Genomic DNA, 25,023 nt, shown 5'->3' with positions numbered 1-25,023 from the left:
ACCTCAGAGCTGGACCGTGCGCGTGATCTTCAGCGCCGCCAGGAAATCCACGTCGTGGCTCACTACGATCAAGGCGCCGTCATAGGCGTTCAGCGCCTCTTCGACCGCCGCGATGGCGTCCAGGTCGAGGTGGTTCGTCGGCTCGTCCAGAACCAGCAACTGCGGCGGCGTCGCGCCTGTCATGACGCAGGCCAGGCCCGCCCTCAGCCGCTCTCCGCCCGAAAGTTCGTCGACCCGGCGCTGCGACGCCGTATTGCGAAACAGGAACCGCGCCAGCGCCGCCTGTGCGTCATTGACCGAGCCTTTCGGGTTCAACCGTCGCCACGCCTCCACCAGCGTTTCGTCCGGGCTCAGGATCTTGACCTCCTGATCCAGCAGCGCCGCCCGCACAGGCCGCTCGACGCGCCCTGTCGTCGGTTGCAGATCGCCGGTGATCAGCCGCAACAGGGTCGTCTTGCCCGCGCCGTTCGGCCCCGTGATCGCGACCCGTTCCGGCCCGACCAGCTTCAAATCAATCGGCCCGACGATCGCCCGCCCCTCAGCTGTCGCCCAGCCCGCCTGTTCCAACGTCAGCACCGCCCGTCCCGTCGGCAGGCCGGTCGTCGGCATCGGGATCGCCAGCATCCGCGTTCGCTCCACGCGCGCCTGGGCTGAGGCCAAGGCGTCCTGCGCGGCCGCGGCCTGACGTTCGGCCAGCAAGCCGCCGCGCCCGCCCGTGTTTTCGGCGCGCTCGGCCCGAGCGCCCAGCAGGATTTTCGGCATGTCGCCCTTAGCGGCCTTGCGACGGCCGGCGGCGTCGCGGCGCGACTGAGCCTCCGCGCGCTGCTGAGCCTCGGCGCCGACACGCGTGAGTTCGCGTTGGGCTTCGGCCAGATTCCGCGTCGCCGCCTCGCGTTCCAGCGCTTTTCGCTCGACATAGGCGTCATAGCCGCCGCCATAGCTGGCGACGCCCAAGCTCGACACCTCAAGGATTCGGTCCATGCGGCGCAACAGGTTGCGATCATGGCTGACCACCACGACCCCGCCGTCCCAACGCGCGATGACATCGGCGACCAGCGCCCGCGCCTGTGCATCCAGATGATTGGTCGGCTCGTCCAGCAGGATCAGATCGGGCTGGGCCAGCCTCAAACCCGCCAGCCGCAACCGCGTCTGCTCGCCCCCGCTGAGACTGCACGTCAGGCGATCGTAGTCCAAATCCGCCAACCCGACGTCGCGCAAGGCCTCGTCCAGACGCGTCTCCAGCGTCCAGTCCGCCTCGACCAAATCGTCGGCCGTTCCCTCTCCCGCCAGAACCCGCGCCAAAACCGCCAGAGCCGCTCCAACGCCCAGGGTTTGAGCGACGGTCTCATCAGGCATTGGCTCATAGCGCTGAGCCAGGACGCCGATCGTTCCGGCTCGCGCGACAGCCCCTCCAGCCGGCGCGACTTCGCCCGAGATCAGGCGAAGCAGCGTACTCTTTCCCCCGCCATTGCGACCGACGACGCCGGTGCGCTCAGGCCCGAATGTCAGGCTCAGATTGTCGAAAAGGGTGGCGCCGTCCGGCGTCCTAGCGGCGACCTTGTCGAGTGTCGCGAGTGCGGACGGGGACGCGTTTCGGCTTGGGCTGATTGGCATTGAGGATCACGAGCAGCATGGCGGACAGGGCGGAACCGGTGGCCAATGCGATGATCATGATCGTCAAACCTTCTGCAAAACGCGTCAGAACAGGGAGGATGGGTCGTAATCCCGCAATGCGCAAGTCTGGCGTCGAACACGGCCGCGTGAGAAGCTTGGCCTTGAGGAGACCCCCATGAAGCCAGTCATCACGCTCGTCCTCGTCTCCGCCCTCGCTTGCGCCGCCTGCGCCACCGCGCCGAACGCGCCGCCTACGCCCCCGAACTACAGCGCTGTGCCGACCCAGGCGCCGCCGCCCAACGCGCGGCTCTATGCCGCCTGCCTTCAGCAGGCCGCCGCGGCCGATGCCTACCGCCGCGCGGACAACGGGGACGGCGCGGAGTATATTCTGTTCACGTGCACGGGTGCGCCGGCCGCCGCCCTCGCCAAGGCCTTGATCCCTTGGAGCGAGAAGATCGGATCGACATTCCAGCGTGACGGCCGCACGTTCCGCTCGACCGCAAAGGTCGAGGCCGACCTGTACGGCGTCGATTCCTGCTCGACCGATGCGACGGGTGGTGACGCCATCTGCATCCTGTCGTTCAACGCCGGCGACTTCCTCGACCAATAGGATGGCGGCGGCTAGACCAGCCGTCATGCAAAGCCGTTTCCGCATCGACGACCCCGCCGGCGCCGCCGCGCGGCGCGAGGCCGCCATCCAGCGCCTGCGGGACGAAACGGGCATAGACGAAGCCATGATCGACGCCCTGGTCGAAGGCTTTTACGCCCGTGTCCGCAACGACGCCCTGATCGGCCCGATCTTCGCAGACAGGATCACGGACTGGGCGCCGCATCTGAAGCAGATGAAGCTGTTTTGGTCGTCGGTCGCCCTGTCCACCGGCGTCTACCAGGGTCGGCCGATGCCGAAACACCTGCCACTTCCCATTGATGCGCGGCATTTCGATCGCTGGCTGGAGCTGTTCGCCGAAACCGCGCGCACCCTGTGTCCATCCGTCGCCGCTGACCACTTCGTCGAACGCGCCCGCCGCATCGCCGAAAGCCTGGAACTAGGCGTCGCCAACGCCAGCGGCGTTCTTCTGGCCAAGGGCGAGCGTTTCGTGCGGCCCACACAGGCGTGGACGCCGGAATGATGCGCCGGCCGCAATGTTCCTACATTGTTCTTGCTTCAATCCCGCAATTCGTCCCCATATAGCGATGTCGCGCCGGACCCGCCGGCCCTCCTCCGCGTTCTCCGGACAGCATGACCGAAAAGCACAACTTTATCCGCGTTCGCGGCGCCCGCGAGCATAACCTCAAGGGCGTGGATCTCGACATTCCGCGTGAGCAGTTGGTCGTGATGACCGGCCTGTCGGGGTCGGGCAAGTCCTCGCTGGCGTTCGACACCATCTATGCCGAGGGGCAGCGCCGCTATGTCGAAAGCCTGTCGGCCTATGCCCGCCAGTTCCTGGAGCTGATGGGCAAGCCGGACGTGGATCTGATCGAGGGCCTGTCCCCGGCCATTTCCATCGAACAGAAGACAACGTCCAAGAACCCGCGCTCGACCGTCGGCACGGTGACGGAAATCCACGACTATATGCGTCTGCTGTGGGCGCGGGTCGGCGTGCCCTATTCGCCGGCGACCGGCCTGCCCATCGAGAGCCAGACCGTCAGTCAGATGGTCGACAAGCTGGTCGCCCTGCCCGATGGTGAGCGCATCCTGCTGCTCGCTCCTGTCGTTCGCGGCCGCAAGGGCGAGTACAAGAAGGAAATCGCCGAGTGGCAGCGACAGGGCTTCCAGCGGCTGAAGATCGACGGCCAGTTCTATCCGATCGACGAAGCGCCCGCCCTGGACAAGAAGTTCAAGCACGACATCGACATCGTCGTGGACCGGATCGTCACCAAACCGGATCAGGAAGCGCGCTACGCCGACAGCTTGCAGACGGCGCTGGGTCTGGCCGATGGCATCGCCAACGCCGAATGGGCCTCGACCGCGGAAGGCGAGACAGCGCCGCGCTCCATCCTGTTTTCCGAACGCTTCGCCTGCCCGGTGTCGGGTTTCACGATCAGCGAGATCGAGCCGCGCCTGTTCTCATTCAACAACCCCTTCGGCGCCTGCCCGGTCTGCGACGGACTGGGGGTCAAGCTGGCGTTCGACGCCGATCTGGTGATCCCGGACCGCGACAAGACCCTGCATAAGGGCGCCGTGGCGCCATGGGCGCGTGGGCCGTCGCCGCTCTACACCCAGACGCTGCAGTCGCTGAGCCTCCACTACGGCTTCTCGATGGACAAGCCGTGGCGCGACCTGCCCGCCCAGGCGCACAAGGCCATCCTGCACGGCACGGGGTCGGAGAAGATCAAGTTCGTCTATGACGACAACGCCCGAAAGTACGAGGTCTCCAAGCCGTTCGAGGGCGTCCTGCCGAATCTGGAGCGCCGCTGGCGCGAGACCGACAGCGCCTGGGTGCGTGAGGAACTGGCGCGCTATCAGTCCGAGACGCCCTGCGACGCCTGCCACGGCAAGCGGCTGAAGCCCGAGGCCCTGGCGGTCAAGGTCGGTGGCGAGGACATCGCCGACATCTCCACCCTGTCGATCTCCAAGGCCTATCTGTGGTTCTCGACGCTGGAAGAGAACCTGACCGAAAAGCAGATGGAGATCGCCCGGCGCATCCTGAAGGAGATCTGCGACCGGCTTCGGTTCCTAAACAACGTCGGCCTGGACTATCTGAACCTGTCGCGATCCTCCGGCACCCTTTCGGGCGGCGAGAGCCAGCGCATCCGCCTGGCGTCGCAGATTGGCTCGGGCCTCACCGGCGTCCTCTATGTGCTGGACGAGCCGTCCATCGGCCTGCACCAACGCGACAATACCCGCCTGCTGGAAAGCCTGAAGGGGCTGCGCGATCTCGGCAACTCGGTCCTCGTGGTCGAGCATGACGAAGAAGCCATCCTGACTGCGGACTACGTCATCGACATGGGCCCGGCCGCCGGTGTTCATGGCGGCCAGGTCTGCGCCGAGGGCACGCCGGCCCAGGTCATGGCCAACCCCAAGTCCCTGACCGGCAAATACCTGACCGGCGAGCGCGAGATCGAAATCCCCGCCGAGGGTCGCCGCCCCATCAACCGCAAGCGGATGCTGAAGATCAGCGGCGCCAGCGGCAACAATCTGAAGAGCGTCACTGGCGAAATTCCGGTCGGCGTCTTCACCTGCATCACCGGCGTCTCGGGCGGCGGCAAGTCCACCTTCACCATCGAGACCCTGTACAAGGCCGCCGCGCGTCGCCTGAACAATGCATCGGAGGCCCCTGCCCCGTTCGACCGGATCGAAGGGCTGGAGCATTTCGACAAGGTCATCGACATCGACCAGTCGCCCATCGGCCGCACGCCGCGCTCGAACCCCGCGACCTACACGGGCGCCTTCGGGCCCATTCGCGACTGGTACGCCGGCCTGCCGGAATCCAAGGCGCGCGGCTACGGCCCCGGCCGATTCAGCTTCAACGTCAAGGGCGGGCGTTGCGAAGCCTGCCAAGGCGACGGCGTCATCAAGATCGAGATGCACTTCCTGCCCGACGTCTATGTCACCTGCGACGTCTGCAAGGGCAAACGCTACAACCGCGAGACGCTGGAGATCGTGTTCAAGGGCAAGTCCATTTCAGACGTGCTGGACATGACGGTCGAGGAGGCGGCGACCTTCTTCAAGGCCGTGCCGCCGATCCGCGACAAGATGCTGACGCTTGAACGCGTGGGCCTGGGCTACGTCAAGGTCGGCCAGCCGGCGACCACCCTGTCGGGCGGAGAGGCTCAGCGGGTCAAACTGTCCAAGGAGCTGTCCAAGCGCGCCACCGGCCGCACCCTCTACATCCTCGACGAGCCGACGACCGGCCTGCACTTCGAGGATACGCGCAAGCTGCTCGAGGTGCTGCAGGAACTGGTCGAGGCCGGCAACACCATCGTGGTGATCGAACACAACCTCGATGTCATCAAGGTCGCCGACTATCTGCTCGACTTCGGACCTGAAGGCGGCGACGGCGGCGGCGAGATCGTTGCGGTCGGCACGCCCGAACAGGTCGCGGACAACAAGGCCAGCTGGACCGGCAAATACCTCAAGGAGGTGCTGGATCGGCACGAGGACCGCCGCAAGGCGCGCGTGGCGGCCCTGGGCGGCTCCGTTGATCCTCCGGCCAAGAAGAAAAGGGTGAAGGCGTCGGCCTGATCGTCAGGAAAAGACGTCGGTCGACTGACCGCCTCGAAGCCCATTCCAGGCCGCTGCGAACGGGGCATACAGCACCGCGAGTTGCAGCGCGGCGAGGAAGGCGTTGACGATCGACGACACCAGGATCGCCGGCCAGGCCTGCATCAGGATCTGACCCAGTCCCTCGCCGTCGAAGCGCGCCAGCGTCTGGATGCCGCCGGTGGCGAGGTCTGCGGCTGCGCCGATGATCATGCCCAGGATGCTGACGATCAGGGACATGATGATGGCGATCACGGCCATGCCCAGCAGCGACCAGAAATGCCCCTTGGTGGCGGCGAACGATTCCACGATGGTGATCTTGCGGCGATCGATCGTCATCGGCACCGCGAGACTCAACTTGATCGCCAGCCAGACGATCAGCGCAAAGACGGCGAAGATCAGCAGCACGCCGGCCAAAATCAGCAGCGCCTGACCCGACGCCGCGCCGAAACCGATGGCCGCGCCGACCGCCATCATACCGACGCCCGACGTTAGACCGACAGCCAGGCTGACGATCAGACTGACCGCCAAGACCCGCACCTCATCCATACCAAGGCGCAGATAGCCCCACGACGACTCGTCCGGCCGCAAGACCGAGCGCGCCACCGCGGCGCTGAGCACCGCGCCAACCAGCAGGCCGATGGGCGCGGCCCAGATCAGGGCTCCGGCATAGGTCTGGCCCAGGGCCTGAAACTCCGCCATCGACGGGTTGGCCGACTGTTCCAGCGCTTCACCCGCCGCCATCAGACTGGCCCACTTGTCTGCGCCCAGGCCGAACATGGCGACATAGACGGCCAGATAGACCAGGCCCCAGGCGACCGCGACGATCGGATGCCGGCGAACGACCCGGAAGCCTTCGAAGGCCGCGTCGGTGGCGGAAAAACTCATGACAACTCCGGGAGCAGATTCGCGGCGCACCCTACCGCATCCGCAAGCCTACGTCCCGCACCGCCGCCGTCCCGGCATCATGCGTTCGATCGCCTCAGTTCGCGGAGGCGATCGTCCAGTCGGCGATCTGGGTGTTGATGTCGCGCGTCGCCGTGTCGAAAGCTGCGACGATGGCGGACACGCGGTTGTCGCCGGCAGGCTGGGTCACGGTGAACACCCGCTCGACCGAGCGCCCTTCCTCGGGACGAATGGTCCCGCCGCCAGCGCGCCGTTCCGGGGTGGAGCGCAGCTGCGCCCGCGCGGTCACGACGACATCCGGCACGGCGCCCGGCGCGGCGTATCGCGCCTCGAACGTCGTGACCGTGACCTGCAGGATCAGCGGCGGCGTCCCCGGCTCGCGGCGACCCAGCACGCGAATGCGGTCGGCGCGGTTGGCGAAGGCCGCCTTCAGGCTGTCGTCGAACAGGGTCGAGGCCGGCGACACCCAGCGTGCGCCGCCGATATAGGCCGTCTCTAGACCCGTGACGCCCAGGATCTTGTCGTCGCCGGTCGCCTGCGGGAACTCGATGCGGCGGATCGAAACCGTAAGGGGCGCAGGTGTGTCGCCCACCGCCGACGGCGCGGCCATCGGCAGGCCGAACCGATAGTTCTGCACCGGGTCCGGCGACGATAGCAGGGCGCACCCGCTCAGCGCGGTCAGGACAGCGGCGGACGCCGCCAGTCGAAGGACAGGACGAAGGATCACGGCTGCACCTCCAGCTCTTTGGATTTGGGACGACCGATGAAGTCACGCGGGCTGGCGCGGACGTCGTCGATCAGGGATTGCAGAGACCGGGTGGCGTCCTGCAATTCTTCGATCGTGCCGGTCAGTTGCGGCAGGCTGGTCGTCGCAAAGTCACCCAAAGGACGCTCCAGACCCGTGATCGAACGGTTGGCCGAGGCGATCGCCGTGCGGGCCTCCGCCGTTGCCGAGTTGATATTGGCGATGGCCTGGCGACCGTCCGTATTGATGATCTGACGCGTGTCGACGGCCAGGGCCTGATATTCCTTCACCGCGGCGTTGGCGTTGGTCACGGCGTCTTCCAGCTGCTGGAAGATGGCCTTGCGGGCTTCCAGTTCCGTCGTGAGCGCTTCGACGTTCTTCACGCTGGTGGAGAAGCTGCGGATATTGTCGTCGGACATGACGCGGTTGATCCGGTTCAGCGCATCCACGGTCTGGGCCAGAACCGTGCCCGAACCACTCAACAGTTCAGCGATCGGCGACGGCTGGCTTTGCAGCACGGGCACGACATTATCCGGATACTGCTCTTTCAGCAGGGCGCTGTTGGGCGAGCCCGCGGTGATCTGGATGTAGTTCAGACCGGTGATGCCTTGCGGCTCCAGCTGCGCGCGCGAGGTGACGCGCACCGGCGTCGTGCCGTCAACGCGGACACGGGCGATGACTTGGTCGCCGCGCTTGGTGTCGATGTTCAGGTCAGTGACCTCGCCGACGCGGATGCCGTTGAAATGCACCTCGCCGCCTTCGGACAGTCCATTCACGGGCCCATAGAAGACGATGTCGTACATGTCGTAGTCGCTGTTGAACTGCAGCCGGGCCAGCCAGATGGTGAACACCGCCAGGGCCGCCAGAAGGGCGACGGTGGCGATGCCGACGGCGGCGTAATGTGCGTCTCTTTCCATGATCCGCTCTCCTCAGGCGGCAGACTTGGTGGCTGCGCGTCCGCGCGGCCCCAGGAAATATTCTTTGATCCACGGATGGTCGGAGCCTTCCAGCTCCTGCACCGTGGCCTTTTCCACGACCCGCTTGTCCGCCAGCACCGCCACCTTGTCACAGATGGCGTAGAGCGTATCGAGGTCATGGGTGATCATGAAGACGGACAGACCCAGGTCGTCCGCCAGTTGCCGGATCAGATCGTCGAACGCAGCCGCGCCGATGGGATCCAGACCCGCCGTCGGCTCGTCCAGAAACACCAGTTCCGGGTCCAGCGCCAGCGCACGCGCCAGGCCGGCGCGCTTCTTCATGCCGCCCGACAGCTCGGCGGGCTTCAGGTGGTGGTGCTCGGGTTTGAGGCCCACCATGGCGATCTTGAGTTCGGCCAGTTCATAGATGATCGCTTTGGGCAGTTTGGTGTGCTCGACCAAGGGCGAGGCAACATTCTCCAGCACGCTCAGCGACGAGAACAGCGCGCCCTGCTGAAACAGGATGCCGGTGCGGCGCTCGATGTCCGCCGACTGATCGTCGGTCAGGGTCGCACGGTCGTAGCCCAGCACCTTCACCGACCCGCCCTCGGGCTCTTTCAGTCCGATGATTGTGTTCAGCAGTACGGTCTTGCCCGCGCCCGATCCGCCGACGACGCCCATGACTTCGCCGCGCACCAGGTCGAGGTCGAGATTCTCGTGGATGGTGCGCTCGCCGAACTGGCTCAACAGGCCGCGCACCTCAATCAGGTTTTCTGGTGCTTCGGTCATATGTTCAGCTCCAGGAACACCAGGGCGAACACGGCGTCTAGGAAGATGATGGCGAAGATGGCCTGAACCACGGCGGCCGTCACGCGCCGGCCCAGGCTTTCGACGTCGCCGGCGACCGACATGCCCTGACGGCAACCGATGGCGGCGATCACCAGGGCGAAGACCGGCGCCTTCACCAGACCGACCATCAGATGCTGGGCCATGGTGCCATCTTCGACCAGACGCTGGAAGAAGAAGGACGGACCGAGATTCAGCGAGCTCCAGCACACGACCAGACCGCCGACCAGGCCGCCGATCATGCCCATGAAGGTCAGCAGCGGCAGCATCAGCACCAGGGACGCGACGCGCGGAATCACCAGGGCCTGGAACGGGTTGACGCCCATGACCTGCATGGCGTCGACCTCCTGGTTCATCCGCATCGATCCGATCTCGGCCGCAAAGGCCGAAGCCGAACGTCCAGCCAACAAGACAGAGGCGATGACCACTGCGAACTCACGGAACATGGCGACGCCGATCAGCTGAACCGCAAACACCTGGGCGCCGAAGTCGGTCAGCAAATCCACGCCGATGAAGGCGATGACCGCGCCGATGAAGAAGTTGGTGATCATGACGATCGGAATGGCGTCCAGCCCCGCGCGCTCGGCCTGACTGACCCAGGCCGGCCAGCGGATGCCGCCGGGGTGTTTGGCGGCTTCCACCACGGCGGCCATCAGCCGACCCAAGAAGGCCAGCGACAACATGGCCTCTCCGCCGAAATCGTAAACGCCACGGCCGATCTTGGCGAAGGTGCGCACGAAGGCGCTGGGGCGTTTCGGCGCCGGGGCGCTTTGGCGCTCCAGAAGTTCGATCATGTGGTAGATACGACCGGCCTCGGGTCGGTCCTTCCACTGGCTCTTGGCCAGGCGGCCGCTTGAGGCCTGCACCAAGGCTAGCGCGCCGGCGGTATCGAAGCGACCGAGATCCGAGGTGTCGATGCTGGCGATATCGCGGCCTTCCAGATCGCGGCTCAGTTCCGTCGGCAGACGACCCAGCGCCGTGGTCGTCCAGTCGCCGGTCAGGCGCAGACGGGCCTCGCCATCTCTATCGACGATTTCGTATGCAGCCGTGTTCATCGCGCCCCTGAAGACCGATCTGACATCGCGATTTTCCCCTGACGCTCTGAACAGACAGCCGAAATCCCTGCCGCGCTAATGGTCAAGCCGGCATTCGATGTCAACGCGCGATGACATTCGCGCGGATGTTTGTCGATCGACCGTGTCGAGATCGCCTCCCCCGATGAAACGTCCAACGGTCACGCTGGCGCTGATGCCAAACGCGGCCGAACGGGATTCGTTCTCGCGTCACCTCATACGACGCTGCACGGCCGTCAGATCCTCAATGAACAACCGTCTCGCCTCGGACTTCGCCGCCTCGTCCGGAAGCCGCAGCAGATAGGAGGGGTGGACCGTCAGTGCGGCGGTCGATCCGTCGCTCAGGTCGATCGGCGCGCCGCGTTCCTGCATCACAGCCGGCTTGCGACCCAGCAACGCCAAACCCGCCGTCGCCCCCAGGGCCAGCACGACCTGCGGCTTGATCAGCCTTCGCTCCGAATCCAGCCACCAGCGGCAGGCCTGAACCTCGCCCGCATTCGGCGTCTTGTGCAGGCGACGTTTGCCGCGCGGTTCGTGTTTGAAGTGTTTGACCGCGTTGGTGACATAGACGTCGGATCGATCAATGCCGGCCTTGGCCAAGGCGGCGTTCAGCACCTGTCCCGCCGGCCCGATGAAGGCGCGGCCCGCCAGATCCTCCTGATCGCCCGGCTGCTCGCCGACGATCATCAGACGCGCCGACTTCGGCCCCTCCCCGCACACGCCCTGCGTCGCGTCGCGGTAAAGCGGGCAACGGCGACAGGCCTGAACGCCGCCTGCGACATCGTCTAGGTTTTCGGGCACGGCCTCGGCGTCGGGACGCGCCAAATGGAGGTCAGGTGCGACGGCGCGCGCGAAACGCGGATTGGGCTGAGGAGACGGCGTGGCGACCATGGTCTCGGTTCGAACCGACGAGGCCGCGACCAGTTCCGGGATCAGGGCGGCTTCCGGCAGGTTCTTCCAATAGGACTTGGCCATCTCTCCGTGCATCGTCTTCACCTTCAGCCGCGCGGGATTGAAGGTCGAGGCGTAGTAGGCCTTCCAGAAATCCTCGATCTCGTCTTCGGCCGGCGCCATGTCGCGGGTGGCTGGCGGGCCGAACCGCAAGGCTTCTCCATCCCAAAAGGCCGAACCATCCGGCGTCAGGATCGACCAGCGCATGGTCGTGAATCGCCGCTGGAAGAAGGGCGCGGTCTTTTCCAAAACCCGATGCGGCGGCTCGAACCACGCCACCCAGGCCTCGCCCAGATCGTCATGCACCTGGCGAAAGCGAACGAAGGCCTTCATCTTGTGCGAAGCCCGGCTGACGTTCTTGACCCGCTCCAGCGCGTCGGCGACGTCCCGGTCTGAAATGACCTTGATCAGGTCCGGCTCATCCTTCAGCCGCCACAGCAGCCGATACATCAGATCGAAACGGTCAGCGGATCGATGCAGGATCAGGTTCTGGGCTAGGTCCACGAACTCTTTCGGGACGTTGAAAGCTCTGCGCTCATCCGGCGTCGGCGACGCCTCTTCGGCAATCGGCTGATCGAAAAGCCCGCCCTGTTCCATCGTCCCCGCCACGACGAACCGCGCCGCCGCAGGCTCCACACCCGCCAATCGAAACGCGCGCGCCGCTTTCCGCCAGCCGTCGAAGTCGGTCTCACCGTCCAGCGTCGCCACCGCCATCAGAACAGGCTCAACTGCTCGGGCGTTCGGCTGGTCACGCGCGCCTTGAGGTCCGCCGCGTCCGTCAGACCGCCTGGCGTCCAGTCCAGCGCCGTAATGAAGGGCCGAATCTTGGCAACCGATCGCGTCAGTCGTCCGACGTCCTCCAGCCGCAGGGTCCGATAGCGGCGCACCGCGACGATCCGGTCCACAGCTTTCACGCCCAGCCCCGGCACACGGAGCAGCATCTCGCGCGGCGCGCGGTTCACATCGACGGGAAATTGCTCGCGCTTGTTCAGAGCCCAAGCCAGTTTGGGGTCGACCGCCAGATCGAGCATGCCGTTCGATGCCCCCTCGCCAATCTCCGGCGCGGAGAAGCCATAGAACCGCATCAGCCAATCGGCCTGATACAGCCGATGCTCACGCATCAGCGGCGGCTTAGACAGCGGCAGGATCGAACTGGAGTCCGGGATGGGGCTGAACGCCGAATAATAGACGCGACGCAGGCCGTAACCGCCGTAGAGCGAAGCGCTGCGATCCAGGATTTCCGTATCCGGCGCGCCGTCGGCGCCGATGATCAGCTGGGTGCTCTGGCCGCCCGGCGCGAACTTCGGCGGTTTGATCTTTTCACGTTTGGCCGGCTTGGCCGCCTCGACGCCCAGGCGCACCTGGCTCATCGCCTTTTTAATGACCCCGACATCCTTTTGCGGCGCAAGTCGCGCCAGCGCCTCGTCGCGTGGAAGCTCGATATTGGCTGACAGGCGGTCGGCATACAGTCCCGCCATCTCCACCAGCTTCGGATCCGCCTCCGGGATCAGCTTCAGATGAATATAACCTCGGAAATCGTGGACTTCCCGCAGCGTCTTGGCCACCAGGACCAGCTGCTCCATCGTATAGTCGCCGGATCGAATGATGCCCGACGACAGAAAGAGGCCCTCGATATAGTTGCGCTTGTAGAAGTTGAGCGTCAGGTCGACGACCTCGTCGACATCGAAGCGCGCGCGCTCCACATTTGATGACACGCGATTGATGCAATAGGCGCAGTCGTAGATGCAGAAGTTGGTCAGCAGGATCTTGAGCAGACTGATGCATCGACCGTCCGGCGTATAGGCATGACAGATGCCCATGCCTTCGGTCGAGCCGATCCCCTTGCCGCCGACGGAGTTTCGTTTCGACGTTCCGGACGACGAACACGAGGCGTCATACTTGGCGGCGTCAGCCAGAACGGAGAGTTTTCGACGCAGATCGAGACGGGCCATCGTTCATGATACGTTCCAGAACGATATTTGGTCCAGCGTTGCCGTTTTCTTTTTTGAAACGACGACTTAACGCAGAAGATTGAGCAGCGACGTGCTCTTCAGCGAGTTAATGATCTGGGCCGAAGCCTCGATCGCCACCTGCGCCATCTGCAGGTCGGTGATCGCCCGTGCCGGATCATATCCGGACTTGTCTTGCATCATCTTCTGCAGGGCGGTCTTCTGATTTTCCTGGGCGTCCAGCGCCGTCTCGACGTGGTTCTGGATCAGACCGTTTTTGGCCGTCTGGTTCGTCAGTCCCGCATTCGCCTTGTCCAGTTCGCCCATCTGCGCCTTCAAAAACGCGGTGACGTTGGCGTCCGGCTGTCCCGTCAGCGTGCCCGCGCCGGCTGGCGTATAGGTCACGCCGCCGACGGTCACCGCCGCGCCGTTCTGGAAGGTCTGAATGTTGCGAAACACCTCAGTCAGCGGCCCGCCGATCTCGCTGGCCAGAAACCCGGTCTCGACCGTGGTCTTTTCGTCGATACGCGACTTCTGCTTCAAGGTGTCGTTGGCGAAGGTCGCGGCGGTGGACGCCGCCGCCGTCAAATCGGCCATGGTCGCGGCCGTGGCGGGAGCGATGTCGCTTTGGCCGCCCGCAAACAGGTACGAGCCCTGGTGTTCCGCGTTCAATCCCCCCTGAACCGTCTGATAATTCAGACCGAGCTCGACCATCAGATTGTCGATCCGCCCGGCGGCCAGGCTGTTTGCAATGGCCTCGCGCGCCGCATTGCCACCTTCGTAAATGCGGCTCATGGCCAGATCCTGGGCGCTCAGCCGCGCCTTCACGGCCTCGCCGGTGGAGATGAAGCCCTCCAGTCGCGCCTGGGTCGATGTCAGGCTGGTCAGCTGCTCTGCGCCTCGGCCGTAGCCGGACATGTCGGTGGCGATCTTCTCGCTATCGATCCGCTCCTGCGCCTGCTGCGCGCGGCCTTGCGCGTTCATCAAACTGAGCAAGGCCGACTGGTAGTTCCCGTGGGTCGCGACGCGCGTCATTGCAGGATTCCGATCAGTACGTCGTACATGTCCTTGCTCGCCTGGATCAGGCGCGCAGAGGCGTTATAGGCTTGCTGGAACGTTGTCATATTGACCAGTTCCTCGTCCATGTTCACGCCTTCGGCCGAGGTGCGGCGGCTGTCCGCCTCCTTGGCCAGAGCGCTTGCCGTTTCGCTGCGGGTCTTGGCGGCCAAGGCCTTGCCGCCGACCTCGCCGGCGAAGTCCGCCGCATAGGACGACAGGGTCTTGGTTCCGCCGGCATTGCCGCCCGCTGCTGCGAAGGCGATGTTCGTCTTGCCCACATCACCGAGCGCCAGGCCGCCGCGCCCATCGTTCTTGCTCAGCGCCGGCGTCCCCGCCGCCGCCGACAGGTTCAGTTGCGCCAAGGCCAGCTTGCCGGGATCCTGCTGGATGTCGCTGCGCACCGTATAGGCGCCCGCCCGCGTCGACCCGGTCGCGCCCAGCCCGAACAGTTGCGACATTGAAACGCCGGACGGATCCTGGGTCGTATTGTCCTTCACGACGCTCATCGACGTCGCAGACGGGTCGTAAGCCTTGAATGACAGCTTGCCCGCGGCATCCAGGCTGAAGGCGCCATAGCGGCCGACGCCGGTGATGGGATCGTTCAGCGCGCCCAGCATCTCGCCCATCGTTCCCGTCCCGGCGGGCACGGACACGGTGATGTCACGAAGACGGGCGCCGGACGGACCGGCAAAGCGTAAGGTCAGGCTTTCGCCCGGATCGAACCCATGCTGAGACGTCAGGGTCAGGCCCGTCTCGTAGAAGGTCGGCGTCGTCGTGGCGACCAAGTCGTTCAGGCCGAACCAGTGCGAGAATCCACGCCCGCCCTTGGCGCTGGGCGACGTCGCATCGTCGGCGATGGCCACGCCGTTTCCCCCCGCCCCGTCCAGGCGCAGTTGGCCGTCCGAGAAGCTCGCCGTCGCCGTGCCGCCCAGTTGGGCGTTCAGCACGCTGAGGAAGGTGGTCGGATCCGCGGCGGCGCCGTTGATCGTCATCGTGCCGCCGGAAAAGACGATCCGGGCCGAGGCCTGCACCACGCCCGACGCATTGACCGTCGAGATGGTGGTCGCGCCGGTGAAGCCGGTCAGGGCGTTCTCCAACGACTGGCCGGTGTTGCGCCCCGTCAAGGCGGTCGGTGCAGGAACGCTGCTGTTTGCGTTGTGGGCGCGGTTCAGTTCGTCCGCGAGTTTGGCCGTCAACTCACCCAGGCGCGCGGCGGCCGCCGGCGCATCGACATCGCGCATCTCGACCAGACCCCGGATCTGACCGGACGACACGCCGTCCAACAGCGGCCAGCGTGTGCCGCTGGGCTCGGTGATCATGATGTCGGAGAAGGCCGTCATGGCGTCCACCGTGCCGGCCGCCTGGTACGACAGCGTCGCCGCCCCCTCGCCCACCAGGGTCGTGCCTGTGTTGGTGCGCAGGGTGACGCCGCCGTTGGAGCGGGCCTCGACCTTCACATCCATATATTTGGACAGTTCGTTGATCAGGCCGAGCTGGGCGTTCTGGGCGCCCGTCACATCCTCGTTCGTCACCGTGCCGGCGGCGATGGTTTTGTTCAGCTTGGCGATCTGCTCCAGCAGCGGATTGACCGTTTCGACCGCGCTCAGCAGCCGGCCGTCCGCCTCCTGACGCGCCGACTGGATCTGGGACGCGATGCCGGCGGCCTGATTGAAGATCGCCTGGGTCTTGTAGATGGTATCCTGACGCCCGGCCGAGGACGTCGGGCTTTCGGCCAGTGTCGCATAGGTGGCGAACAGCTTGTCGACCTGGGCGAAGAAGTTGGTGTCGCTGCTGGGATCGCCGAACTGGTTCTGGATCTGGTCGTACAATTCATAGCGCACGGTCTGGCGTGCGGCGTCCGACCCGGCGCTGAGGCTGGCGGCCTGAAGGAAACGGTCTGTCGCCAGACGCACCCGCGTGACGTCGACACCCGAACCGTAGCCGTTGGTGACGGCGGCCGACTGATCGGCGACCTTGCGGATGTATCCGGGCGTATCGACGTTGGCGATATTGTCGGCGGTGACGCGCAACTGCGACTGGGCGGTCTTCAGCCCCGACGTCGCAACGTTCATGATCGAGTTCAGCGACATTGACGCGTCTCCCCCGCCCTACCCGGCAACCGCTGCATCGCGACGCGCAGTTCTTGCCCAGCCACGCGCCGCGCCCGCTCGAACAAAGCGTTGTTTTTCCACAGGATCATTGATCGGGCGGCCGTCATGATGGGAAAGACGCGCAAAGGTCGGGCCAATCGGATTGCGGGCATCGCTCGGGTCACTTGTCGGCGCCGCGAAGCCGGGCAAAAAGTGGCGAGAGCGCGGCAATAACGACCGCCGCGCCTCAGACCTCCAGACCCCGACCCTGTTCTTTGCATTGTTTTTGCTGGCTTATTTTCTTGGCCCGGCCCTTGCGTCGAGGGTGTCGAACTCTTGGGCGCAGCAGGCGCCGTCGTCGCCCCTCACGAAAGCCGCCGCGCTTCCATGTCCACCGCTTCCGCCCTGCTCGCGCCTGCCGCTCTGGTTTCGACCGGAACGTCGGCTGCCGCCCTGGGCGCAGAGTCAGCCGATGCGGGCCTGTTCTCCAGCAAGGTCGCCGACGCGCTGAACATTGGCGTCCACGGCGCGCCTGTCGAACGGATGACGCCCGGCCGCCTGACGGGCGCTCGGTCGCTGGGCGTCATCATGGCCCAGCCCATCGCGGCCGAGCTGGACGCCAACATGCCGACCCCGACGACAGACATCGTCCCCACAATCTCGGGCGAGATCGCAGACTCCAAAGCGCAGCCTTCCCTTGCCGACGAGCAGCAGATTGCGACAGAGACGGCCGCGAATGACGACGATAGCTCTGGCATCGTCGCCGCAACGTCGTTTGTCGCCGCGCAACCGACACCGGCCGTTCTGGTCGCTCAGTCGCTCGTCGTCGCGGGCTCGCCGGCCGTTTCCGAGGATGCGGCGACAGTCCTTGTCGAACCGAAAGCTCGCCAAGACGTGACGTCAGTCGAAGTCGTTGCGCCCGAGGCCGCAACGTCCACGCCGATGGTCGCTACGACTCCCCGTTCCGGAACGGATGTGGCGGACAAACCTGCGTCATCACCTGGCGAACAGGAAGTCGAAGCGCGGAACATCTCGCCTGGCGCGGCCGCCCAAAAGGTTCTTTCCGAACTCAGCGAAATCCTGACGACCGAGGCGCCGGTCACTTCTCCCGCCGTGACAACGACCGCGGCTGAAATCGGGACTGAAAAGGCCCTAACCGCCTCCGCTCAGACAGCGGCGAAGGCGAGCGATAGTTCGAAGCCTGCGCTTATCCCTTTGTCCGACGCTGCGTCTCGTTTGATCGACGCGCCGGCACCGGCGCCTGCCACGTCGGCCAGTGCTAACCAGAACGCCGCCGCCAACACCGACAAACCGGCCGCACCCTCGCCCATCGCACAGTCCCTTGCGGCCTCTCAAATCCCCGTCGCTCATGTCCAAATCGCCGTAGCCTCAGCGACGGTCAGGCCGTCGATCATCGTCCCGGCCGACGTCGTCGCAGCCCTCACCGAAGCGGCGTCTTTCGATGCAGCCAAACCGGCTGCGGCGTCCGAACAGCCGGCAGAGGCTGCCCCGGCCGATACGCCGAAGCCGCCGACCTCGCTTCAGGCCGCTGCACCCCTGCGCGGCAACCTCCATGGCGCGCTGGACCAGACCGGAGAAACCGCCGTTCCTGCGGCTCAAACGGCGACGACCGAAGACGCCACCCCTTCCAGCACCGCGATGCAAGTCGCCGCCAAGCCGGCGTCGCCATCCGCCAAGGCAGTCGAGGCCACGACCGGCGGTGTCGCTACGCCGGAGCCAGCGTCGCCCGAAGCCCCGACCGCAAGCCCCGCGCCGGTCGATGCGCAGACTGCCCAGCAGGCCGCCGTGTCCAGCCATGCTCAGGGCCTGTCCACCCTGTCACGCGCCACCGTCGAGACCACCGCCCAACTCGCTGCGCAGATGGCCCGCAAGCTCGAAGGCCGTTCGACCCGGTTCGACATGGTGCTGACGCCCGAAGATTTGGGCCGCGTCGATGTCAGCCTTGAGATCGGCAAGGACGGACAACTGTCCGCTCGCCTGGCCTTCGACAATCCCGCCGCCGCCGCCGATCTGAAGGGTCGCGCCGACGAACTGCGTCGCCAGCTTCAGGAGGCCGGCTTCCAGGTCGCAGGCGACGCACTCGACTTCTCGCAACGCGATCCATCTGCGGGCGGCGGCGCCTTCGAGCGCCAACAACAGCGCAACGCCCTGTTCGCCGGCGGCTCTCGCCTCGCGGCCCAGGCCGACATGCCCATCGTCCCGGCGCCCGGCGCCTGGATCAACCATTCCCTGACGCCTGACCGCGTCGATCTGAAGGTCTGACTCCATGGTCGACGCCGTCACAACCTCCGCCGCAGCGGGCCGCATCACCGGCGGCACCAAGGCCTTGGCCTCGAACTTCGAGACCTTCCTGACCCTGCTGACCACACAGATGAAGAACCAGGATCCGCTGTCGCCGCTAGACTCCAATCAGTTCACGGCCCAGCTGACCCAGATGGCCGGCGTGGAGCAGCAACTGCTGACCAACGACCTGCTGACCAGCCTGTTGGCCGCCCAGGCCGGCGGTGGTCTGGACAACGCCGCCAACTACATCGGCAAGAGCGTCACCGCCGCCTGGACCGCCACCGAGTTCAACGACGGCAAGGCCACCTGGGCCTACGAATTGGGCGCCGACGCGGACAAGGCCACCTTGCAGGTCGTCGACAGCAAGGGCGTCGTGGTCTGGGAGGGCGCCGCGCCCGACAAGAAGTCCGGCCTGCACACCTTCTCCTGGGACGGCAAGCTGAAGGAAGGCGGCACGGCTGAAGACGGCGGCGTCTACACGCTGAAGGTCGCCGCCACCGACGCTGCCGGCGCCAAGGTTGACGCCCAGGCCCTGATCCAGGGCCGGGTCACTGGCGTCGAGATGTACAACGGCGCGCCGTATCTCGTGATTGGCGACTCCATCCTTCCGCTTTCGACCGTGATCTCGCTGAACGAGATCAAGGCCCAGGCGGCCAACGATACCGACGATACGGAGAATCCGAACGTCCCGACCGAGGAGGCGGCCGCATGATGCGATCCGCCGCCTTCCCGATGACCTCTATTTAAGGAGCGTTCTTCCATGAGCCTCAACAGTGCAATGCTGGCCGGCGTGTCCGGCCTGGCCGCCAACTCCGCCGCCCTGGCGGCGATCTCCCAGAACATCGCCAACGTGAATACCGTCGGCTACAAGCGCACGGCCAGCGAGTTCCAGACCCTGGTCAACAGCCAGACCGCATCGGGCGGCAGCTACTCGGCCGGCGGCGTCACCACCAACACCCGCTCCTATGTCAGCCAGGAAGGTCAGCTTCAGCGCACGACCTCCAGCACCGACCTCGCCGTCAACGGTCAAGGCTTCTTCGTCACCACGACCCAGGCCGAGAACGTCGGCGCAACCGACACCCGCCTGTTCACCCGCGCCGGCGCCTTCACCGTCGACAAGCAGGGCTATCTGAAGAACAGCGCCGGCCTGTATCTTCAAGGCTGGCCAGTGGACTCCAACGGCGAGATCTCGACCGATCCGTCCGATCTGTCGCGCCTGCGCTCGATCAACATCGGCTCGGTCGGCGGCACCGCCGAACCGACCACTCGCGTCCAGATCAACGCCAACCTGCGTTCGAGCCAGGAATCGTCCTCCGCGGCCAGCGCCCAGTCCTACAAGGGCGTGTCCGATACGGCGACGCCGGCCGTGACCCACGACGTGTCGGTCCGCTACACCCGCACCGGCGCCAACAGCCATGATCTGGTGATCAAGTCCGGTTCGCAGAGGGTCGACGCCTCGGCGACTTTCGACCCGACCACCGGCGCCATCACCGGGCTGACGATCAACGGCGCGAACGCCGGCTCGGCGACCGCGATCGGCACGCCGCCGACCCAGATCCAGTTCACGCCGGCCAGCGGCCCCGCCTATACGCTCAACCTTTCGGACGTCGGCCTGGGCAACGAAGACGTCGCCAAGACGAAGTACGACCCGTCGGTCAACTCCATGGCGATGTACAACGCCGACGACGACAACCCAGTCGGAGTGAAGCCCGACTTCAAGATGAACATTCCGGTTTCGGACTCCAAGGGCGGCCAGCGCAACCTGGAACTTCGCTTCCTGAAGAGCGACGAACCGAACATCTGGTATGCGGAAATCGTGTCCGTGCCGGCTAGCGACGTGATCGCGGGCGCACCCTACGCCAACGGCCAGATCAAGACCGGCAAGATCGCCTTTACCCCGTCGGGTCGCCTGGACGTCGACACGATGAAGGCCTGGCCCGCAGGCACGGGCCTGTTCGACGACCCGACCATGGCGACGCTGAACTTCGGCAAGTCCGATCCCAACAACCTGACCATTCCGGCAGGTCAGGTCGCCTGGGCTGACGGTCTGGGCATCGCCGCCCAAGCCGTCACGCTGGACCTCAACACCTCGGCCGGCGGCCTCAGCCAGTTGAACACCGCCTCGGTGGTGCAATCCACGGTCACCAACGGCACGGCGTTCGGCAATCTGAGCGAGATCAAGATCGACGAAGCCGGCTTCGTCACCGCCATCTTCGACAATGGCGTCATGCGTCGCATCGCCCAGGTCGCGGTCGCCACCTTCCCCAGCCCCGACAGCCTGCGTGAAGTGTCCGGCAACGCCTACGCCGTCAGCCTCCAGTCGGGCACCTTTAACCTGAAGGCGGCGGGAACGGGCGGCGCGGGCGAGATCGCGGCCAAGCAGCTGGAGTCCTCAACCGTCGATCTGTCGGCCGAGTTCACCGGCCTGATCACCACCCAGCGCGCCTATTCCGCCTCGTCCAAAATCATCACCACGGCCGATGAAATGCTGGCCGAGCTGATCAACATCAAACGCTGATCGGCGAGTAAGTAAGCGTTAGTCTCGATGAATCGTCGCGCAAGCAAGGTTTACAGAGTCGTTCAGGGAGGGGCGGAAGTTATCCGTTCCTTCACCACGACCCTTAAACGGACCTTAGTCGGGGACGCCTACCTTCATGACACTACGGTGTTGGTGAAAGAGGCATAAGCCCATGTTGCAAGAGCGACGCCTTAATAGCAAAGGCGAACAATACGTGGTCGGACCGACTGGCACGCCCCTGACCCTCAACGACTTGCCGCCGTCCAACACGGACCGGTGGGTGATCCGGCGCAAGGCCGAGGTCGTCGCCGCCGTTCGCGGCGGCCTGCTCAGCCTCGACGACGCCCTGGCGAAATATCGCCTGACGGCCGAAGAGTTCCTGGCCTGGCAGAAGGCCATCGACAAATGGGGCATGCAGGGTCTGCGCACGACGCGGATCCAGAGCTACCGCTCCTGAGGGTTTCCCCGAAGACGTTAAGGGCCGCATCCGGCGACGGGTGCGGCCCTTTTCTTTTGCGGGCCTCGAAATCGCACCGGTTCCGCACTAAATGGCCGCGATGACCTTGGTCGAAGATTTCTGCCCCGTTCCCGACATCGCCCGCACCGACATGGATGCGGCGATCGAGAGCGCGCGGGCGGCGGTCGGCTTGCCGGTCGGCGCGCGCGTGGTGGCCGCCATGTCCGGCGGTGTGGATTCCACCGTCGTCGCGGCCCTGCTGCACAAGGCCGGCTATGACGTCGTCGGCGTGACGCTTCAGCTGTACGACCACGGCGCGGCGTTAAAGAAGAAGGGCGCCTGCTGCGCGGGCCAGGACATTCACGACGCCCGTCTGGCCGCCGACATGATCGGCATTCCGCACTACGTCTTGGACTATGAGAGCCGGTTCAAGGATGCGGTCATCGACCAGTTCGCCGACAGCTATCTGAAGGGCCAGACGCCGGTCCCCTGCATCCGCTGTAATCAGACCGTTAAGTTCCGCGACCTGCTGGACGTGGCGCGCGACCTGGGCGCCGAGGCGATGGCCACGGGTCACTACGTCCGCCGCGCCGTCGCCGGAAACCGCTCGCAGATGCGCAAGGCGATCGACCATTCGCGAGACCAGTCTTACTTCCTGTTCGCCACGACCCAAGACCAGCTGGACTATCTGCGCTTCCCCCTGGCCGATCTGGAAAAGCCCCAGGTGCGCGGCGTCGCCGCCGAACTGGGCCTGAAGATCGCCGCCAAGCCGGACAGCCAGGATATCTGTTTCGTACCTTCCGGCGACTATCGCACCCTGATCGACCGCCTGCGTCCGCAAGGGCGTGAGGCCGGCGAGATCGTGCATATGGACGGTCGGGTGCTGGGCCGGCACGCGGGCATCACGGACTATACGATCGGCCAACGCCGCGGCCTCAACGTCGCCGTGGGCGAACCGCTGTTCGTGACCCGGCTGGAGCCCGAAACCCGTCGCGTCATCGTCGGCCCGCGTGAAGCCCTGCTGACCGCCTCTCTGACTTTGGAAGAAACCAACTGGCTGGGCGACGAGGCCACCATCGTCGAGGCGGCCGAGACCAACATCCCCGTCCTGGCCCGCGTCCGCTCGACGCGCCAGCCCTCGCCAGCGCGCCTCGCGATGATCGACGGCGACATCCGCATCGTCTTCGACGAAGGCGAGGAAGGCGTGGCCCCCGGCCAGGCTTGCGCCCTGTATCATCCCGTGGACACCGAACGCGTCCTGGGCGGCGGCTTCATCCGCGACACGACAGCGGTCGTCGTCTAACGACGATCCATTAAATCGAAGACAGTTTGCATCCGACGTGGTGTTCTGTCGCCTCCTACGGTCATCCCACCGACGAGAGGCTCCGATGCGCACCACCGCCTGCCTGGTATCCGTACTGGCCCTAATGGCCGCCCTTCCCGCCGCAGCAATGGCGCAGGCCGCCGCGCCCGCGGCGACAAGCCCGGCGACGCCGACCTATACGGCGGCCCAGTTTTTCGACACCGTCTCATATGGTCTGGGCTATGGCGGGGCCAAGGCGTTCTCGCCGGACGGCAAGTCCGTGCTGATCCGGTCGGACAAGACGGGGGTCTTCAATGCCTACGCCCTGCCCGTCGCCGGCGGCGATCCGATCCCGCTGACCAATTCGACCACGAGCGCGGTCAATCCCGTCAGCTATTTCCCCTCCGACGCACGCATCCTTTTCACCCAGGACGGTGGCGGCGACGAGCTGAGCCATCTGTTCGTGCGGACGCCGGACGGCGCGATCACCGACCTGACGCCTGGCGACAAGGTCAAGGCCGACTTCCTGAGCTGGAGCCAGGACGGCAAGACGTTCTTCGTCACTTCGAACGCACGCGACGCCTCGGCCTTCGATGTCATCGCCTATGATGCGACCACCTATGCGCATCGGACGGTGTTCGAGAACACCGGCGGTTTCTCACCTGCCGCCCTGTCGCCGGATGGCCGGTGGCTGGTGCTGGACAAGGCGCTGACCAGCGCCAACAACGACCTTTATCTGGTCGATCTGACTGCACCGGGCGAGCCCAAGCTGCTGACCCCGCACGAAGGCAATGTCGCCTATACCGCCTTCGACTTCACGCCAGACTCGAAAGCCGTGCTGATCGGCACGGACCAGAACGGCGAGTTTCAGCAGGCCATTCGCCACGATCTGGCGAGCGGCGCGAACACGCCGCTTATCCAGGCGGATTGGGATGTCAGCTTCGTCTTCTATTCGCCGAGCGGCCGATACCGCGTCTCCGGCCTGAACGCCGACGCCAAGACCGAACTGACCCTGCTGGACGCGACGACCAGTCAGCCTGTCGCCATGACCGGCCTGCCTGACGGCGATATCGGCAATGTCCGGTTCAGCGAGGACGAGAAGACCATCGCCTTCACCGTCTCGTCCGACACCTCGCCGGCCGACGTCTTCGTCGCCGACCTGACGACGGGTCAGGCCAGACGCCTGACCCACACCCTGAACCCCGCAATCGACGAAAACGCGCTCGTCGAGGCCACCATCGTGCGATACCCTGGCGAGGGCGGCGTCATGATCCCCGCTGTGCTTTACAAGCCCAAGGGCGCGTCCGCCGCAAATCCCGCCCCGGCCATCGTGCTGGTCCACGGCGGTCCCGGCGGCCAGACCCGACGCGGCTATTCGGCCATGGTCCAGCACCTGGTGAACCATGGCTATGCTGTGTTGGGCGCCAACAACCGGGGCTCCTCCGGCTACGGCAAGACCTTCTTCCATCTGGACGACAAGAAGCACGGCGAGGCGGATCTGCGCGACATCGTCGCCGGCGGCGACTGGCTGAGACAGCAGGACTGGGTCGCCGACGATCAGGTCGCAGTGATGGGCGGATCCTATGGCGGATACATCACCGCCGCCGCCCTCGCCTTCCATCCTGACGCCTTTGCGGCGGGGGTGGACATTTTCGGCGTAACCAACTGGGTTCGGACGCTTGAGTCCATTCCGCCATGGTGGGGCGCCCAGCGCATCGCCCTTTATGACGAGATGGGTGATCCAGCCACCGACGCCGAGCGCCACCGCCGCATCTCGCCCCTGTTCCACACCGAAGGGATCAACAAGCCCCTCTTGGTCGTGCAGGGTGAGAACGACCCGCGCGTGCTGAAGGTCGAAAGCGACGAACTGGTCGCCGCCGTCCGCGCCAATGGCGTGCCGGTTGACTATGTCGTCTTCCCAAACGAAGGGCACGGCTTCACCCGCCGCGACAATCGCATCACAGCCCAAGACGCCTATCTGACCTTCCTCGACAAATACGTGAGGAAATAGCTTTCACGAGGACGGAGCGCGTTGCCCGACGTGCTCCGTCTGTTCGATTGTGGAGACGATGTGGAATTGTCGTGGA

The 25,023-nt window shown here is 65.4% G+C and carries 19 protein-coding genes; 9 read left to right on the top strand and 10 right to left on the bottom strand.

Features of this window, described 5'->3' with window-relative positions:
* Positions 1 to 3: 3 nt before the first annotated feature.
* Complete coding sequence (locus PFY01_RS07100) at positions 4 to 1,614, bottom strand: ABC-F family ATP-binding cassette domain-containing protein (protein WP_271042937.1); 1,611 nt, start codon at positions 1,612 to 1,614, stop codon at positions 4 to 6.
* 175 nt (positions 1,615 to 1,789) lie between these two features.
* Here PFY01_RS07100 and PFY01_RS07095 point away from each other — a divergent pair, with 175 nt between their 5' ends.
* From PFY01_RS07095 to uvrA, 3 genes are all read left to right on the top strand, one after another.
* Positions 1,790 to 2,224: a hypothetical protein gene (locus PFY01_RS07095; protein WP_271042936.1), complete on the top strand. Its 435-nt coding sequence runs from the start codon at positions 1,790 to 1,792 to the stop codon at positions 2,222 to 2,224.
* A 25-nt stretch (positions 2,225 to 2,249) separates the two neighbouring features.
* Positions 2,250 to 2,744, top strand: coding sequence for a group III truncated hemoglobin (locus PFY01_RS07090; protein ID WP_271042935.1), 495 nt, complete (start codon positions 2,250 to 2,252; stop codon positions 2,742 to 2,744).
* A gap of 110 nt (positions 2,745 to 2,854) precedes the next feature.
* Entirely contained in the window at positions 2,855 to 5,800 is a 2,946-nt protein-coding gene (gene uvrA / locus PFY01_RS07085; protein WP_271042934.1) for an excinuclease ABC subunit UvrA, read from the top strand.
* Positions 5,801 to 5,803: 3 nt separating this feature from the next.
* Here uvrA and PFY01_RS07080 read toward each other — a convergent pair whose 3' ends face one another.
* The 9 genes from PFY01_RS07080 to flgK all read right to left on the bottom strand — a co-directional run bounded on the left by PFY01_RS07080 (position 5,804) and on the right by flgK (position 16,354).
* Positions 5,804 to 6,706 (bottom strand): hypothetical protein, encoded by a 903-nt coding sequence (locus PFY01_RS07080; protein ID WP_271042933.1) that lies wholly within the window; start codon positions 6,704 to 6,706, stop codon positions 5,804 to 5,806.
* 94 nt (positions 6,707 to 6,800) lie between these two features.
* Positions 6,801 to 7,451, bottom strand: a complete 651-nt coding sequence (locus PFY01_RS07075) for an ABC-type transport auxiliary lipoprotein family protein (protein ID WP_066551978.1) — start codon at positions 7,449 to 7,451, stop codon at positions 6,801 to 6,803.
* Entirely contained in the window at positions 7,448 to 8,386 is a 939-nt protein-coding gene (locus PFY01_RS07070; RefSeq protein WP_066623098.1) for an MlaD family protein, read from the bottom strand. Before PFY01_RS07070 ends, PFY01_RS07075 begins: the two co-directional genes overlap by 4 nt.
* Positions 8,387 to 8,398: 12 nt before the next feature.
* Positions 8,399 to 9,175 carry an ABC transporter ATP-binding protein gene (locus PFY01_RS07065; protein WP_153923552.1) on the bottom strand — a complete coding sequence of 259 codons (777 nt, stop codon included), beginning with the start codon at positions 9,173 to 9,175 and terminating at the stop codon, positions 8,399 to 8,401.
* Positions 9,172 to 10,287, bottom strand: coding sequence for an MlaE family ABC transporter permease (locus PFY01_RS07060; RefSeq protein ID WP_153923553.1), 1,116 nt, complete (start codon positions 10,285 to 10,287; stop codon positions 9,172 to 9,174). The genes PFY01_RS07065 and PFY01_RS07060 overlap by 4 nt, the downstream gene beginning before the upstream one ends.
* Positions 10,288 to 10,515: 228 nt before the next feature.
* The gene (locus PFY01_RS07055; protein WP_271042932.1) at positions 10,516 to 11,970 is read right to left on the bottom strand and encodes a UdgX family uracil-DNA binding protein; all 1,455 of its coding nucleotides are present in this window, start codon (positions 11,968 to 11,970) and stop codon (positions 10,516 to 10,518) included.
* On the bottom strand, positions 11,970 to 13,208 hold the full coding sequence (locus PFY01_RS07050; protein ID WP_271042931.1) for a putative DNA modification/repair radical SAM protein: 1,239 nt from the start codon (positions 13,206 to 13,208) through the stop codon (positions 11,970 to 11,972). Before PFY01_RS07050 ends, PFY01_RS07055 begins: the two co-directional genes overlap by 1 nt.
* A gap of 66 nt (positions 13,209 to 13,274) precedes the next feature.
* Entirely contained in the window at positions 13,275 to 14,240 is a 966-nt protein-coding gene (locus PFY01_RS07045; RefSeq protein ID WP_271042930.1) for a flagellin, read from the bottom strand.
* The gene (gene flgK, locus PFY01_RS07040) at positions 14,237 to 16,354 is read right to left on the bottom strand and encodes a flagellar hook-associated protein FlgK (protein WP_271042929.1); all 2,118 of its coding nucleotides are present in this window, start codon (positions 16,352 to 16,354) and stop codon (positions 14,237 to 14,239) included. The genes PFY01_RS07045 and flgK overlap by 4 nt, the downstream gene beginning before the upstream one ends.
* Positions 16,355 to 16,741: 387 nt before the next feature.
* Here flgK and PFY01_RS07035 point away from each other — a divergent pair, with 387 nt between their 5' ends.
* The 6 genes from PFY01_RS07035 (at position 16,742) to PFY01_RS07010 (ending at position 24,947) form a co-directional block, all read left to right on the top strand.
* A complete protein-coding gene (locus tag PFY01_RS07035) occupies positions 16,742 to 18,637 on the top strand; it encodes a flagellar hook-length control protein FliK (RefSeq protein ID WP_271042928.1) in 1,896 nt (631 codons plus the stop codon).
* A 4-nt stretch (positions 18,638 to 18,641) separates the two neighbouring features.
* Positions 18,642 to 19,370, top strand: a complete 729-nt coding sequence (locus PFY01_RS07030; RefSeq protein ID WP_271042927.1) for a flagellar hook assembly protein FlgD — start codon at positions 18,642 to 18,644, stop codon at positions 19,368 to 19,370.
* 48 nt (positions 19,371 to 19,418) lie between these two features.
* A complete protein-coding gene (gene flgE, locus PFY01_RS07025; RefSeq protein ID WP_271042926.1) occupies positions 19,419 to 21,176 on the top strand; it encodes a flagellar hook protein FlgE in 1,758 nt (585 codons plus the stop codon).
* A gap of 172 nt (positions 21,177 to 21,348) precedes the next feature.
* Positions 21,349 to 21,633, top strand: coding sequence for a DUF1153 domain-containing protein (locus PFY01_RS07020; protein ID WP_026108337.1), 285 nt, complete (start codon positions 21,349 to 21,351; stop codon positions 21,631 to 21,633).
* Positions 21,634 to 21,724: 91 nt separating this feature from the next.
* Positions 21,725 to 22,936 (top strand): tRNA 2-thiouridine(34) synthase MnmA, encoded by a 1,212-nt coding sequence (mnmA, locus tag PFY01_RS07015; RefSeq protein WP_271042925.1) that lies wholly within the window; start codon positions 21,725 to 21,727, stop codon positions 22,934 to 22,936.
* 85 nt (positions 22,937 to 23,021) lie between these two features.
* Positions 23,022 to 24,947, top strand: a complete 1,926-nt coding sequence (locus PFY01_RS07010; protein WP_271042924.1) for an alpha/beta hydrolase family protein — start codon at positions 23,022 to 23,024, stop codon at positions 24,945 to 24,947.
* Positions 24,948 to 25,023 lie beyond the last annotated feature (76 nt).

This window comes from Brevundimonas vesicularis, from assembly GCF_027886425.1.
In the GTDB taxonomy this organism is placed as follows: Bacteria; Pseudomonadota; Alphaproteobacteria; order Caulobacterales; family Caulobacteraceae; genus Brevundimonas; species Brevundimonas vesicularis_C.
The sequence above is the reverse complement of the archived record's forward strand: the minus strand, read 5'-3'. Positions and strand labels throughout refer to the sequence as shown.